Raw genomic sequence first — 15,662 nt, 5'->3', positions numbered from 1 at the left:
TTATTATGTTAAAATTAATATTTTCAATACTCAGCTTATCGCTGCTCTCGCTATCAGCGCAGGATACGCAATCCATTCAACGAGGGAAAGTCCTCTATGATAACATCTGCTTTTCCTGCCACGGAAAAAACTTGGAAGGAGGCGTCGGCTTTAATTTAAAAGACCACGAATGGATTCACGGTAATAACCCACAGCAAATCAGCGAAATAATTAAAAAGGGTTTTCCCGACAAGGGGATGATCGCTTTCGGGGCGATTTATAAGGATCCACAAATTAAGGATATCACTAACTTCATTCTTTCACGCCAGGAAGGTCTTAGAGACGTAGAGTATAAAATTTTTCATGATGTAGATATAGAATCTGGCATTGACTGGGATACACAAAAACCCGATAAGACTGGTAAAAGCAAGCTCCCCTATCCCAACTTCCAACTTCCAGAAGTCGATCAATTTGCTATGTCCTATAAAGGCAAAATCATCATTCCGGCACACGCCGCAGGGTCTTTCAAATTGGTAGGAATGTTTCGACAAGATAAGGGCTTTGAACTTTTTATTGATGGAGAAAAAATCCCTATCAAATTAGAGAAACGCAATCGTTTTAAAGAGGTGATCCAACTCAGTGCTGGAGTCCATGACTTTGAGCTCCGCTTCATTAAAATATTCCGCTTTGCAAGCTTCAATATGGATCTCCATGGCAAAGTAAGAATCCCTCTCTCAATCGATTCTTATCGCAGCTCGATAAAGAAACAGCATATTGTTCATGCAGGTGACTCCTTCAAGATCATACGCAAGCGTATTAAAAATTATGCTGCCGGTAGTATTGCCGTGAATCATGCTGATCGCAGCACCTATATCATCAATCCAGACAATGCCCAAATTACGGCTTTCTGGGAAGGTCAATCACTCGATATTGGTCCCAACATCAATGAACGTGGCCAACACGATTCTCTACCACTTGGGAAAACTCAGATTAAAGTTGGAGATGCCATCATTCCACAAATCAACCAACAAGCCGCAAAAATGACTTACCGTGGTTATTCTTCACATCCCCAGCCCAAATTCCTATTTTCAAATGATAAATCAAAACTTGAAATATCTAGTGAGTTAAATGGCCAGTCCCTGCTTCTGACTTACAGCTTTCTTAATGCAAATCAGGATAAGTTAAGCCTTAAAATACCCGCGGGCTTAAAAATCAGCTCAGAAGATGGTCGCGTAAATGACAATGTATTTATACCCAATCCGAATAAACAAACGCAGTTTACACTCGCGATACCAGTTAAGGAGAAAAAATAATGAAATACCTACTCTCTTCAGTCTTATTTTTTGCACTCTCCATGGGACTTATAGCTAATCCCAAAGGCTACGAAATCCAAACAATCGAGACACCTAAAAATGTTTTATTTCACGTCACAGGACTCGACACCGATAAAGATGGAAATATGTATATTGCCACGCGTTATGGTGATGTCTGGATTTATAAAAATGAGAAATGGCACAAGTTTGCCGAGGGTTTGCACGAACCATGTGGTTTAGTAATCGATGATGATGGTTCCATTGTTGTGACTCAAAAACCAGAGATGACTCGTCTGGTTGATTCTAATAAAGATGGTAAAGCCGATCTTTACCTTCCGCTCACTCGTGAATTTAAATTCCACAATAACTACCATGAGTTTAACTTTGGTGGCATCAAAGATAATGACGGCAACTTTATCGGCACACTCAATACGGCTGCTGGGCCGACTGCCAAGGGTCTCAAACTCAGTGCCATGGCCAGTCAAGGCAATTGGCGCGGTTGGGCTTACAAAGTTTCACCTGAAGGTAAATTCACCCCGATTGCATCGGGTATGCGCTCACCTGCTGGGATTGGTAGAAATCCACAAGGCGAAATGTTTTACACTGACAACCAAGGTGATTACGTCGCGACCTCTACTTTTCATCAAATTTTACCTGGGAAGTTTTACGGCCACCCCGTTTCTCTTCAGGACCGCGATGATTTCACCGTCGATAAACTCAAGAAAATGACCGATGAGCAATTCGATAAGCTCCGCACTCTACCAGTTGCTTGGATTCCTCAAGAAGAAGTCGCTAACTCACCCGGAAATCCCGAATGGATTGCTGATGCAGGAAAATTTGGTCCCTTCAAAGATCAATTCTTTGTGGGTGATCAGACCCGTTCCAATATTTTTCGCATTACCCTACAAAAAGTTAAAGGTCGTTATCAGGGTTGTGTTATAGATTTTATTTCAGGCTTGCAATGTGGTAATATTCGCCTCAAGTTTGACAAAAATGGCGATCTCTGGAGTGGTCAAACAAGTCGTGGTTGGACCGCACGTGGCTCCAAAACTTTTGGCTTACAAAAAGTCGTTTGGGACAAGAAGACCATGCCTTTTGAAATCCTAGATGTGAAGCTCACAAAAGATGGTTTCAAAGTAGATTTCACAGAAGAAATCGATGCCAAATCTCTCGATAAAACTAAGATCTCACGTTGGTGGTATGAGTACTCACGAAAGTATGGTGCTCCAAAAAGTGAGCTCGAAGATATTGATGCCACTGAGATTACATTGAGTAATAACAAAAAAAGCTTGATAATTAAATGTCCCCTTATCAAAGAAAAAGTGTACTGCCTAGACTTCTCACAAATGCTAAATTCTAAAGGCGAAAATTTAGGTAATAAAAAAGCTTATTATACTATCATCAACACCCTAGATTAAGAATTTTCACTATCAAAATAAGCAGTTCTAGCGAGCTGCTTATTTACTTTCATTATTCAAACTAAAAAACGATTTAATCCTCACCGATAAAATGATAATAATATTTTTCATAAATATCTTATAATCAATATATTAAGTATTAAAATACCCATGACTTTTATATTCAAAAAAAGACTTTTATATTCAATTAATAAGACCTAATCTCATTATATTTAATAAAATATAAAGGAGAATTGAATGAAAAAATTTACGTTAATTGAGATATTAGTTGTTATTGCTATCATAGCTATTTTAGCCAGTCTTATGTTTCCTGCTCTAAGTCGAGCTAGAGCCACATCGAGAAGGGTAAGTTGTATGAATAATATAAAACAGATTGGAGTTGCTTCATATTCTTTTTCAGGTGATAATGAAAATAAATATCCAACTCGGTGCTCAAGTAACATTTCTTATGATGACCTTCTCGCTGGTTACGATGGCAGAGATGGACTCACTGATACAGAAAAATCGGCAGCATATTTGGATAATAGAACTTATCAAGAAAGTACTGGACTATATACATGCCCAACAAACCCTGCTGTCCCCCTTAGTAGCAGAAGAGAACGTAGATTTTTCCAAAATGCATTTGTTCGCGATTATGCAATCAACCGAGCTGTCGCAGGTGGTAGACTAACAGCTGTCAATTCTCCCGGATCTACAATTGCTTATACTGAAAGGTTATATGTTCGATTAGGTGGTAATAATGATGATTACACGGGCACAAGTCAAAAAGATAAGTTATATGGCGTGGAATTCCCACTATTAGGTAATTCAGGCCACCACGAAGAGAAGACAAATTATCTAATGGCCGATGGTCATGCGGAAGCTCTTCCTGTTATAAAGACGATAATTGAAAATTACTGGGATCCTGATAAATAATAAAATTGCTTTGAGGTCTCACCATGGTATATTAAATTTCAGACAAATTAAAACCGAGTGAGTGATTGTGAAGCAGACTGACAATACAAGACATACCCTTCTACAAAAAATAAAAGACCCCAATAATGAAAGTAGTTGGGAGGAATTTGTTGAATATTACTCGGGCTATATTTACGTCATCATCCGTAGTTTTCGTGTCGATATCGAAGACTCCGAAGACCTGCTCCAAGATGTTCTGATCAAAGTCTGGAAAGGTATACGTCAATATGACCAAAGTGAAAAGCGGAGTAAATTTCGCACCTGGCTTTGTAGTGTCATTCGCAATACTGTTTTTAATTTCCTTAAATCCAAATCCGTCAAAAATTCAAAACAAAATGTATCCTATAATGAAGCTCTTGAGCAAATGAATCTTATCAACGAAGCTGAAGTAGATAAAATTGCTGAAAAAGAATGGCAGAATTATGTGGCCAATCTTGCTTGGGCCAATATAAAAAATGACCTCAGTGAAGCCAATTGTCAAATATTTGAAGATTCAATTAGTGGTGAACTCAATAACGCAGAACTTGCGCAAAAGCACGGCATTGCCGAAACAAGTGTCCGCGTCTATAAAATGCGAGTAAAAAAAGCCCTCTCCAAAGAAATCGTTCGCTTAAATAATGAACTCAGCTGGTAAGCCCTCATTGTGCGTAAAGAAGAAAACTATTTTGATAATATTGATGAGCTCTTTACCCAAGCTTTTGAACTCGAAGATAATAATCTCATAGACTCCCTTCAATTTGAAGGAGAAAACTTTGTAGATTATGAGCACTACAGTGAAGGTGGTATAAAAGAAATTTTCCTTTGCCGTGATCGCCGCACCAACCGACGCGTTGCCATGGCTGTTTTAAAAGACACGGCCGATACTAAAAAAACCGAAGCCTTTTTACGTGAAGCAAAAATTAATGCCGCACTTCAGCATCCCAATATTGTGCCCATTTACGAAATGGGAATAGATGAAAAAAAGCCTTGGTTTGCCATGAAATTTATTGCGGGGTCTTCACTCGCCGAAATAATAGAAGATTTAAACGCTGAGAGCCCTGCACGACTCGCCGATCTCAGCCAGCGCTTAGATGTCTTCAACAAAGTCTGTGATGCTATTGCCTATGCACATTCCTTGGGTGTTCTTCACCTCGATATAAAACCTGATAATATTCGTATTAGTAATTATGGCGATGTGGTAGTCTGTGACTGGGGTTTAGCCGATATTGAAGCCACCATATGCGATGAACAACTCCTCGAATATTGTACAATCCTAGAATATGACCTCGATCATCAAACTCTTGACGGAACTGTCAAGGGTACTCCTGGTTACATGGCTCCAGAACAAACCTCAATCGTCAAAATCCGCAAAGGGCGACACACTGATATCTTTGCTCTAGGCACCCTACTTTATAGCCTGCTTACTTTAGAAAAACCTTTCAAAGGCGACTCACTCGAAAATATTTTAAGTAATACTGCTAAAGGCAATTTCATTAAACCTTCGACGCTCAAAGCAGATCTTCCGGCTTCTTTAGAAGCTATCTGTCTCAAAGCCATGCAAGTTAAACCAGAAGACCGATACCTGAGTGTTGAAGCTTTACAAAAAGACCTCGAGGCCTACCGCAATGGTTTTGCGACCTACGCAGAAAAAGCCTCAATTCTGAAACTCTTGAAGTTATTAATCTACCGTCATAAGATGCTCTTTAGCCTTGCTTGCCTGCTCTTTTTTCTGATTCCCATTTCAACATTATTTTTACTTCGCAATATGGAGTTATCAAAAACAAATATTGAGCAAGAAAATGAAAAATTATTACTTGAACAGGAAATTCATCGTCAACGAGGAAAGGATTCCGCGCCACTCTTTTTAGAAAGAGCTCAGGAAAACCTAAAGATTTTTGATTACGATACGAGCCTACGCTTTTGTAATGAGGCCTTAGAAAGAGATCAAGAGATGCTAGCAGCCTGGAAGCTTAAAGCTTACCTACATTTTATTAAAGAAGAATACCAGAATTGCCTCGATGCCTTTACCAAAGCTGGCGTAAAAAATGGACGCATCATTGCTCTTGCAAAAAATAGTCTGCTTCTTGAACAAATTTCAGAACCCAAAGAAAAACTTCAGCAACGCATGGATCAACTCACCCGTTTACATAGTCAAAAAGACATGAAAACTTTTTCATTTTTCATGCATAACATCGTCCATAATGACTTGCCTTTAGTAGACCGTCTAAAGCTCTGTAGATATATCATTGGACTTCGCAATAAACGAGCCGATAATGAAGTCTTTAATTTTCGCTACGACTCAAAAAGCCGTACTTTAGATATTTCCAATAACCCCTGGATTAAGATCGCTCATTGTTTACAAAACTTTCCTGCCGATACAATTATCGCGTCAAACACGTCAATTAGGCATGGAGGAAATTTTTATAACAAACACCTGATAAATTTAGACATCAGCAATACTGATGTGATGGAACTCAGAACTTTAAAATGTCAAAATTTAAAAAACCTGAAAATTTCTGGCACTATCATTCACGATTTATCCCCTTTAGAAGAATACGCTCTTGTCAGCTTAGACATTAGTCATACCCCCATAAGGTACTTAAACTTCGTTCCAAAAACACCCTCTTTAAAACAGCTCTATATTCACCAAGGGCAATTTCAGAAACAACAATTCAAATGGCTGCGAAAAGACATCGAAGTAATTACAAAATAATCCTATTACACAGTGAAAAATATAAGCTTGAAAAGGCTATATAAGTATTAATCCTTGTACTGCTTTCCCTATCCATAAAGTAAGCGCTAGGACCTTTGTCGACTATCCGTTTTTGAAATTCTATCTATAGATTCGTTTAATCACCATCATCCATCGATTAAAATAGTGCCCATCCATCTTCAAGATCTTGGCTCTGAGACATTGTAAAATAAATTTGAAAAATCATCATATAAAAGGTCATTAGAGAATATATTCATAGCTTGATTAGGAGGGTTAATAAATGTACGTTTTTGCCAGTAATAAACTTGAGATATTAGTAGAGAGGCTCGCAAAATCACTCTATCATGACAAATCAACTCCCGCACAGTTATTTGGACAAAAAAATGATTTGGTCATTATCCAGAGTCGGGGCATGGCCAAGTGGATAAATCTTGAAGTCGCAAAAGAAAATAATATTGCCACTCGCATTGATTACCCCTTCATTCGTACCTTTATCTCCACTATTCTCGTTCGCTGTGGCTATTCAAAAGAAGATGATATTTGGGATCGTGAAAGTTTAAAATGGCGAATTTTCCAAATTTTACCGAAAATCGAAAAACGTTTTGATATCCTTAAAGAATACGTCAATGAGCAAGTGACTCGCCGTCATCAGTTAGCCGAACAATTGGCCTCGCTCTTTGACGAATATATGATCTATCGTCACGAATGGTTGAATGCCTGGGCTCAAAACAAAAATTATACTTGGGTCAATACCGAGAACCAAGAGAGCTACCTTGATCGCGATCATGAAAATTGGCAAAAAATGATCTGGCAAGAACTGTGTAAAAGTGAATCAAAATCCTTTCAAACTGCCCTGCATGACTTTATTAAAATGGGTCCCCCTAGAAGTATTGATCTCGAATTGCCAAAAAACATCTCCATTTTTGGTATCACTAATATGCCTCCCGTTTTTATCTCTTTTTTTGAAACGCTATCAGAACATACTCCTGTCACCCTCTTCCACTTTAGCCCCTGCCAGGAATATTGGGGTGACCTTGAGCAAGAACGCTTTACTGCCCTTGATAAAATAAGTCATACGCTGTATTTAAATTCGGAGATCTCGCTGCAACGTGCGCAAGAAGATGAGATTCCCGACTTAGCTCATGCACTCTTGAAATCTTGGGGTTTATTGGGCCGAGATTTCCTGAACCTACTCATTGATAAAACATCCTTTGATGCGGATGATCATTACCCAGTTCAAAATCTAGCTTCTAATCTAAATGACATACAAAACGGCATCTTAAATCTGAGCTCTGACTTTGATTCCACGCTTAAAGATGATACCAGCATCACCATTAATTCTTGCCATAATCCACGTCGTGAGCTCGAGGTTCTTCACGATTATTTACTCAGTATTTTAAAAGCGAGTCATCAAGGACCCGCTGAGCAGCAGATCAGGCCCCATGATATCGTGGTCATGGCACCCAATATCCAAGATTATGCACCACATATCCAGAATATTTTTTCTCAGCAGAATAATAATCCCATCGAGTTCTCGATTGCCGATCAAATGGCTTCGGCTCAAGCTCTAGTCAATTCCCTACTGAAGTTACTTCATCTTCCCAAGACACGCTTAAGTGCGAATGATATCCTTGAACTCATTGAGAGCCCTGACTTGCTTCAAAGCTTTCAATTAGAACCGGACAATATCCCTCTGATTCGTGAATGGATTGAAAAAAGTCGCATTCGCTGGGCTCAGGATGCTCAAGAACGAAAAGAAATGGGCTTACCTGAATTTGAGCAAAATTCGTGGAAGTTTGGTTTTGATCGACTGATGGCAGGTTATGCTTTTGATGATGAATTGATTTATAATGACTCACTCACTTGCCCCATAGGAAGTGATGGCATAATCTTAGGCTCCTTCAAAAGCCTCATTGAAAAGCTTTTCAAAATCCACGACACATTAAAACATCAGCAAAAAACTTTACTTGAATGGGGAGAGTATTTAGTCACGGTACTCGAAGACTGCTTTGAGAAAACGGATGATAATGGCAATGAGTATAGGCTCATTAATCAAAGCTTTCAAAAATTAATTAATCAGGGCACATTACTCGAGCTAGAAGAAAAGCTGGAATTTGATATCGTTCTAAAAACACTGAGTTCATCGCTAGAGGAAGAAAGCAGCACCCATGGTTTTATTTCAAAAGGAATCACTTTTTGTTCCTTGCTACCGATGCGTAGTATTCCCGTAAAAGTCATTTGCATGCTGGGACTAAACGAAGGACAATTCCCTCGTTTAAATCAACGTAGTGGCTTTGACCTCATGAAAATGAATTGGAAACAAGGTGATCGTAGTATGAGTTTGGATGATCGCTACCTATTCTTGGAAAGTCTACTTTCCGCTCGCCAGTACTTTTATGCTTCCTATGTAGGTCTGAATGAAAAGGATAATAGTGAGATCCCTCCTTCAGTCGTGCTTGCGGAATTCATTGAATATTTAAATGTAAGTGTGAATGGCTTCAAAGTTAAAGAGCAGGCCCTACAGGCTTTTTCTGCTCGCTATTTCACTCGTGCCAATGATCAAGAAAAGCAACTACACTCCTTCTCTCCACTGCATTTCTCTGCAGCGCAAAGTTTAGCTAATGAAGAGAAAATCAGAACTCAAGACTTTTGTCCTGAGAAGCTGTCTTTAGCTACTGAACTTCTCGATAGCAATGGCATTTTAAATGTCACTCTAGATGAATTTGCAAGTTTTTTCAAAGCACCGGCAAAGGCCTTTTTAAAGACACAAGTTGGTACGACTCTCTGGAAAGAAGAACTAGCTGAATTAGCCGAGACCGAAGCCTTTGAGCAGGCGAATAAACTTGAGCAGTATAAACTCAAGGAGCAGTTCATAGAAAGCATTGTCGAAGATGCTGATAGCGCACATGATATTTTGCTCGAAAGAACCCAGGCAGATGGTTTACTTCCCTATGGAGAAAATGGTGTTCAGTGCTTCGAAAGTATCTACGAAGATGCTTTAAGCATAGCCGAGCGCTTAATTGAATGCCAAGATGATCAAGTAGAAGAAAGCCTGGATTTCACCCTCGAGTTTAAAACTCCAGAAGTCGACATTCATCTTCACTGTAATATCAAAAAATTATTTGCTTCGACTTATGTTCCCTACCATGTGGGGACCGCTTCCTTTAAACATAAATTAAATAGCCTGATTCATTATCTTGCCTTAGTCGTAGAAGAACCCTCTTATGCTTTGAAGTACTGTAACAAAGATAATATTTTTGCTCTTAATGGATGCCTGAAACCAAAAAATATTTTGCAAATCTTGATAGAACTTTATGTAGCGGGTTTACAAAAACCTTTAGCCTTTTTCCCTGGCTGTTATGAGCCCTACTTACTTAATATAAACAAACAGAAACGTGAGGCACCAGACTTGGATCTCGCCCTTAAAGATGCGGCAATAAAATGGGAGTACGATCCCTATAATAATGCTTGGGCGGATGGCCACGACCCCTTAAATAAACTTTGTTTTGGTGAACAATTCCCCGAAGATGAAGCTTCGCCAATCTTTGAAATATTTTTTGTGCTTTTTCAAGAGCTCTTAGATTCTGGCCAGGAGATTAAATAATGAGTAAAACTTTAAATTTAAAAGAAGCTATTGCCGACTCCGGAATCTCTCTTATCGAAGCGAGTGCAGGTACTGGCAAGACTTATTCCATTGCTAACCTTTTCTTACATTATATCCTCAAGGGTCGAGCTATCTCAGAAATCTTGGTTGTGACCTTTACTGATGATGCCACCAAAGAGCTTCGCGATCGCATTCGCAAAAATTTGAGTGATGCGCTCAAGCTCTGTTACTTGATCGAAAACAAGGGCAACTTAGAAGATTCAGATGAGACTCTACTCGCTATTATCAATCTCTACCAAAATGATTTACCCAAAGAGAAAATCGAAAAAGCCGTTCTGAATTTTGATCAAGCTTCCATTTTTACCATTCATAGCTTCTGTCAACGCATGCTCAAAGAAAATGCTTTCGAAAGTCACAGTCTCTTTGATATGGAACTGCTGAAAGATAATGACCCAATCATTCAAGAAGTTATCGAAGACTTTATTAGACTTCAGACTTATAAGGAAAACTCAAATTTAACTTTGAGCAAAGATGATCTCAAGAATTTATTAAGTGTCATTGGCAAAGGTGGTAAATTAGAAACTAATCTAGCTAGCTCAGAAGAACTTGAAGAAGAAATCGAAGTCAAGCATTCTGAACAAGATCTCGAGCAGAAGAAATTAAATGTACTTTTTGCTCCTCTTTTAGAAATACGAGATACGCTAGTCGGTCAATTAAATAATCAAGATATGCTAAATGATATAAAAACACTTTTCGTCGAGGACAAGAGAAAAGCTTATCTCCCTGAAAATATAGATGCTAGTATTTATGCTTTAAAAAGTGCTTTACTTAACTTCCCAAAAAGTTACAAAAGTAAAGTTGACGTTTTTTCACAAAGTAAGAATAAAAAACTAAGTCATCCTCTACTTGAAGACTGTCAGTCTCTCATTGATGCATACAATGAAATCAAAGATTTTGATGGAAAAATCAAAACTATAAAAGAAAATATTGCATCTCTTCAGCATTCTATGGAGATTCATCAGAAGTTACATTTCGCCTCTTTCTTCACCACTGCTTATCAAGAAAAGAAAGATCAACTGAATATCCTCACCTTTGATGACCTCATTGAAAAACTTCATAAGTCTTTAATCAATGAAGAGCTCGATGGCCCCCTACATAGGGTGATACGCAATAAATTTCACGTTGCCCTCGTAGATGAATTCCAAGATACTGATCCGGCTCAATACGAGATCTTCAAACGTTTATTTGGTGATAAAGAGCACTCGAAGGATCATAGTTTCTTTATGATTGGTGATCCCAAGCAAAGTATCTATCGCTTTCGCGGTGCTGATATTTTTGCCTATCTTCAAGCTAAAGAAGATGCTGGAGATAATCAGTTCACCCTCGAAAATAATTATCGCTCAGAATCGGGCATGGTAGATGCCGTCAATCACTTTTTCCTCAGTAAAAAGGTCAGCGCAAATAATGAACTCACTAGCATGAGTGAAGAAGCTTTTGCCTATGCCCCGGAAGAAGGAAAATCGGGAATCATTTTTGAAGCCGTTAATGCTGCTGCTAATAAGCGCGAACTTGGCGTCGATGGCAATAAGCAGGCCCTCCAACTGCGCTGGATGTCATTCACAAATAACGATGGCGATGAATGTGAGTTGTCAAAATCGAATGTGGAACCCCTACTGCCCAAGATAGTCACTCAGGAGATTGTCGACTTATTGAATCATTCTCAAGATAAAAAGGCCTTCTTTAGTAAAAAAGATAAGGATCCCGAACGGGTAAAACCGGGTGATATTGCCATCCTCGTCAATAAACATAAGCAAGCTCAGGCGATGAAACAGAGTTTGAGTGATGCCGGTATCCCGGCCATCATCGCTAAATCAGGCAATGTTTTCAAATCGAGTGAAGCCACTGGAATCGAGTGTTTTTTAGAAGCCGTTTTATCACCAAAAGATCTAAGTATCACTCCCCTACTACTCAGTACACTGCTAGGCTTAAATGCTCTAGAAATCCAAGAACTCAGCGATCAAGAACGCTTTGATTATTTACTTGAATTCAAAGATTATCACAATGAATGGGAACAGCGGGGCTTTTTGCGAAGCCTGCAAAAATTCATTGATAAGCACAATATCTACACCCATAGCTTAGCTAAAGTCAATGGTGAACGAATCATCAGTAACATCTTCCAACTGAGAGAAATTCTTCATGATATAGAAGTCTCTAAAGGTTTAGGGATTTCTGGAATACTGCGTTTCCTCAAGGAAAAAATAAATTCTACCAAAAAAGATGATGAGCAATACCTACAACGCATGGAGACTGATGCTCAAGCCGTAAAAATCATGACCATCCATAAATCCAAAGGCTTAGAGTTCCCCATTGTCTTCTGCCCCTATATGTGGACAGAAACCTATATGGAGGGTGGTAAATTTGGAGAAAAAGCTCCCGCTGGTGATTTTTCCTTCCATGATCAAAATAATGAGACAGCTCTTAGTATTGATACAAACGATGACAACCGTGATAGTAATCGCTTTTTTTGGCGACGGGAAATACTCGGTGAGCAATTGCGACTACTTTATGTAGCTCTAACTCGGTCTGCCAATCGCTGCTATCTCTATTGGGGCAATATCGAAAGTCATAGTTTCAATAAATCAAAAAAAGAAGGCCAACGCGGTCCTTTGGCAAAAAAGAGAACTCCAAATGCTTTTGAATATTTAATCCATCCTACTTTACGTGGAATTGATATACAAGAGCAAGACTTAAGCGAAGCATCATTTCAAAGTTTATCTGACCGCCAGGACTTTTGGCAAACAAAACTTGCGGGTAAAAACGCCCATATTAATTTCACTGAAGTCGACTCGATACAATCTGTAAGTTCCTGTTATTATAAACCGGAAGGCAGAACTGAACTCATCGCACCTGAGCCTATTGAACTGAATTTCCCTTTTTGGATGGATGGTAGTTATTCAGCCCTCATTCGCCGTCACGGTAAAGTTCGTTTTGTGCCTGATTCATCTCTAAAAGAAGATGAAGGGCTCCAAGATTCAAATCCCACAAGCGACGTCAAACCAGAGGGCTTTTACGCTTTCCCACGAGGCGCTACGCCAGGGACCTGTATTCATGAGATTTTTGAACATATTGACTTCCAAGATGAAAGTAATTGGCCAGACATCATTGCAGATAAGCTCAAAAGCTATGGCCTGCATGGTGCTCGCAGTCATAATCCCGAAAGCTTTTTAAAATCACGCATTGCAGATTGTATTGAAATGATCAAGCGTGTGCTCGCAACTCAGCTCAATCCACAACTCGATTGTGATGCTTTTGCTTTGCAGGATATCTCCCTAAATCAACGCCTCGATGAACTCGAGTTTTATTACCCCATCAAAGATATAAACCTTTATAAACTCCGGAATTTATTTTCTAAGTATTATCCTGCACAGCACAAAAATCACATTTTTATTGAAGATTTGGAGAAGCTAAATTATCAAATGGAAGAAGGTTTTTTTAATGGCTCAATTGATCTCTGCCTTCAGCATGGCGATAAATTTTATGTTGTGGATTGGAAGAGTAATTATTTAGGATCTCAATCAAAAGATTATCATTCTCAGCCAGTTTTGCATGCGGTACGTGAGCATTTTTACTTCCTACAGTATCATATATATACTTTGGCACTGCACCTCTACCTTGAGCAGTCGCTAGAAAACTATGACTATGACAAACACTTTGGAGGTGTGGCTTACGCCTTTGTGCGTGGTTTTGAAGTAGGTACTAGCCATGGTATTCATAACGATCGCTTGCCCATTGGCCTCGTCCAAGATATGAAACAACTTATTCTCGAAGGAGCCATGACTCATGCCTAGCACTACTCAACAGAATCATGTAATCGCACTTCCCTTTTTCAATGATATTGATCGTCGATTTGCAGATTACATTATTTCACAAGAGCCCGCCGATTCTACGTCGGAGCTGTATACGGCAACACTTTGTTTAAGCTACTACGCTAACCAACAGCACAGCGTGCTCCCCTTAGATAATATTTTGCTTGAGGGTAAAACAAATGAAGGCGAAGCTTTGTCACACCAAGTACCACCCTTCACGGATTATAAGGATTGGCCACAACGCTATTCCCATACCATTGGTCTAGCCGACGATGATAAGCCACTCATTCTCGATCCCGAAAATGGCTTACTCTATCTCAATAAGTATTACCGGGCAGAAGCATCAGTAGCTGATTACATCAATAATATGAGCTCCACAGCACTGAGTCTATCCACTGAGCTCATTAATCAACTCAATGACTTGCTCCCTGACAAAACAGTCATTGATAGTGATAATAATCTTGAAATTATTAACTGGCAAAAAGTGGCTGCTTTCGCTGCCTTACGAAGTCGCTTCTGTGTTATTTCCGGTGGTCCTGGCACGGGAAAAACAACAACCGTTGGCAATATTTTAGCCCTCCTCATTAGTCAAGATCCCGATGTGAAAATCAATTTGGTAGCGCCTACGGGAAAAGCGGCAGATCGCTTAGGTCAATCCATTAAAAATACCCTTATTGAATTAGGCGAAAAAACAAATATTGCAGAAAGCATTCTTAAAAAAATTCCGCAAACAGCTGAGACGATTCATCGCTATTTAGGATTTAATCCAGGTGGTGGTTTCAAACATAATCAGAAGAATAAATGCTCAAGTAATATCCTACTCATCGATGAGAGTTCTATGGTACCTCTCGTGCTCTTTCGCGCGGTATTAAACGCTCTTAGAGATGATTGTCGCGTCATTCTCTTGGGAGATAAGGATCAATTAGCTGCAGTTGAAACGGGCAATGTCTTGGGTGACCTAACCTCAGGCGATAAAATCAATAGCTTCTCGCAACAATTCTGTAGCGATTATCAAGCACTGACAAAGGGTATACAACTGGAACTATCTGAGCGAGAGAGTCCTCTTCAAGATGTGATGGTCAAGCTAGAGCATAGCTGGCGCTTTAAGGATGATTCAGGTATTGGACACTTGGCCAAAGATGTAAATGAAGCCCCGAATCCTCACCCTCTAGAAGATTCATCTTATTTCGAAAAATATGAGGATATATGCCATTTAGCTCTCCCTACAAAAATAGAATCCATACTTGACAAGACTTTGAAAAAGTTCTTCGATGAATACCTGGCTATCCTTAGGACTAAGGAAGTCTCTACTATCTTAGCTAAACTCAATGAAGCTCGTATTCTTTGTGCTGGACGCAGCGGTAACTACGGCTCCGAAGCGCTCAATACTTTTATTAGTAAAAAGATTTTTAATCAGAATGATGAAGCCCTTTATCATGGTCGCGCACTCATGATTACGCGTAATGATAATAGTTTAAAGCTCTATAACGGTGATATTGGTGTCGTGCTGATTACTAATGATTTACCCAAAGTTTATTTCCTTGGTGACAATAATACAATACGCGAGTTTCCACCTTCTGTTTTACCCGATTATGAAAGTTCTTTTGCCATGACTATTCACAAATCTCAAGGCTCCGAATACAATAAGGTTTACCTCGTTTTGTCCGATAAATCGGAACGCCTTTTAAGCAAGGAGCTTTTTTATACCGGCATCACCCGCGCCAAAGAATACGTCGAGATTTATGCCGACCACAAGGAACTTTTAAATGCCTGTAAAAAGATAACACAACGTTTCTCGGGTTTATTAAAACGATTGAAATAATAAAATGCGCTGAG

The 15,662-nt window shown here is 39.2% G+C and carries 8 protein-coding genes; all 8 read left to right on the top strand.

All coding sequences use genetic code 11. The features are described from left to right. Positions 1–5: 5 nt before the first annotated feature. Positions 6–1,292 (top strand): c-type cytochrome, encoded by a 1,287-nt coding sequence (locus PQO03_RS04165; RefSeq protein ID WP_274151363.1) that lies wholly within the window; start codon positions 6–8, stop codon positions 1,290–1,292. Next, positions 1,292–2,710 (top strand): DUF7133 domain-containing protein, encoded by a 1,419-nt coding sequence (locus tag PQO03_RS04160; protein WP_274151361.1) that lies wholly within the window; start codon positions 1,292–1,294, stop codon positions 2,708–2,710. The genes PQO03_RS04165 and PQO03_RS04160 overlap by 1 nt, the downstream gene beginning before the upstream one ends. Before the next feature lie 237 nt (positions 2,711–2,947). Beyond that, on the top strand, positions 2,948–3,625 hold the full coding sequence (locus PQO03_RS04155; protein WP_274151359.1) for a type II secretion system protein: 678 nt from the start codon (positions 2,948–2,950) through the stop codon (positions 3,623–3,625). Positions 3,626–3,692: 67 nt separating this feature from the next. Then, a complete protein-coding gene (locus PQO03_RS04150) occupies positions 3,693–4,298 on the top strand; it encodes an RNA polymerase sigma factor (protein ID WP_274151358.1) in 606 nt (201 codons plus the stop codon). Positions 4,299–4,307: 9 nt separating this feature from the next. Continuing rightward, on the top strand, positions 4,308–6,356 hold the full coding sequence (locus tag PQO03_RS04145; protein ID WP_274151356.1) for a serine/threonine protein kinase: 2,049 nt from the start codon (positions 4,308–4,310) through the stop codon (positions 6,354–6,356). Positions 6,357–6,636: 280 nt separating this feature from the next. Beyond that, positions 6,637–9,960, top strand: coding sequence for an exodeoxyribonuclease V subunit gamma (gene recC, locus PQO03_RS04140; protein ID WP_274151354.1), 3,324 nt, complete (start codon positions 6,637–6,639; stop codon positions 9,958–9,960). After that, on the top strand, positions 9,960–13,808 hold the full coding sequence (gene recB, locus PQO03_RS04135; RefSeq protein WP_274151352.1) for an exodeoxyribonuclease V subunit beta: 3,849 nt from the start codon (positions 9,960–9,962) through the stop codon (positions 13,806–13,808). The genes recC and recB overlap by 1 nt, the downstream gene beginning before the upstream one ends. Further along, positions 13,801–15,648: an exodeoxyribonuclease V subunit alpha gene (gene recD, locus PQO03_RS04130; protein WP_274151351.1), complete on the top strand. Its 1,848-nt coding sequence runs from the start codon at positions 13,801–13,803 to the stop codon at positions 15,646–15,648. The genes recB and recD overlap by 8 nt, the downstream gene beginning before the upstream one ends. The last annotated feature ends 14 nt before the right edge of the window (positions 15,649–15,662 follow it).

This window comes from Lentisphaera profundi (genome assembly GCF_028728065.1).
In the GTDB taxonomy this organism is placed as follows: domain Bacteria; phylum Verrucomicrobiota; class Lentisphaeria; order Lentisphaerales; family Lentisphaeraceae; genus Lentisphaera; species Lentisphaera profundi.
Note: the sequence above shows the minus strand (reverse complement) of the source record. Positions and strands in the feature narration are given on the sequence as shown.

Bases quoted from the DNA above. Each gene is read 5' to 3' on its own strand.
- recB (WP_274151352.1), top strand. From the start codon at position 9,960: ATGAGTAAAACTTTAAATTTAAAAGAAGCTATTGCCGACTCCGGAATC.
- recD (WP_274151351.1), top strand. From the start codon at position 13,801: ATGCCTAGCACTACTCAACAGAATCATGTAATCGCACTTCCCTTTTTC.
- recC (WP_274151354.1), top strand. From the start codon at position 6,637: ATGTACGTTTTTGCCAGTAATAAACTTGAGATATTAGTAGAGAGGCTC.
- PQO03_RS04160 (WP_274151361.1), top strand. From the start codon at position 1,292: ATGAAATACCTACTCTCTTCAGTCTTATTTTTTGCACTCTCCATGGGA.
- PQO03_RS04165 (WP_274151363.1), top strand. From the start codon at position 6: ATGTTAAAATTAATATTTTCAATACTCAGCTTATCGCTGCTCTCGCTA.
- PQO03_RS04155 (WP_274151359.1), top strand. From the start codon at position 2,948: ATGAAAAAATTTACGTTAATTGAGATATTAGTTGTTATTGCTATCATA.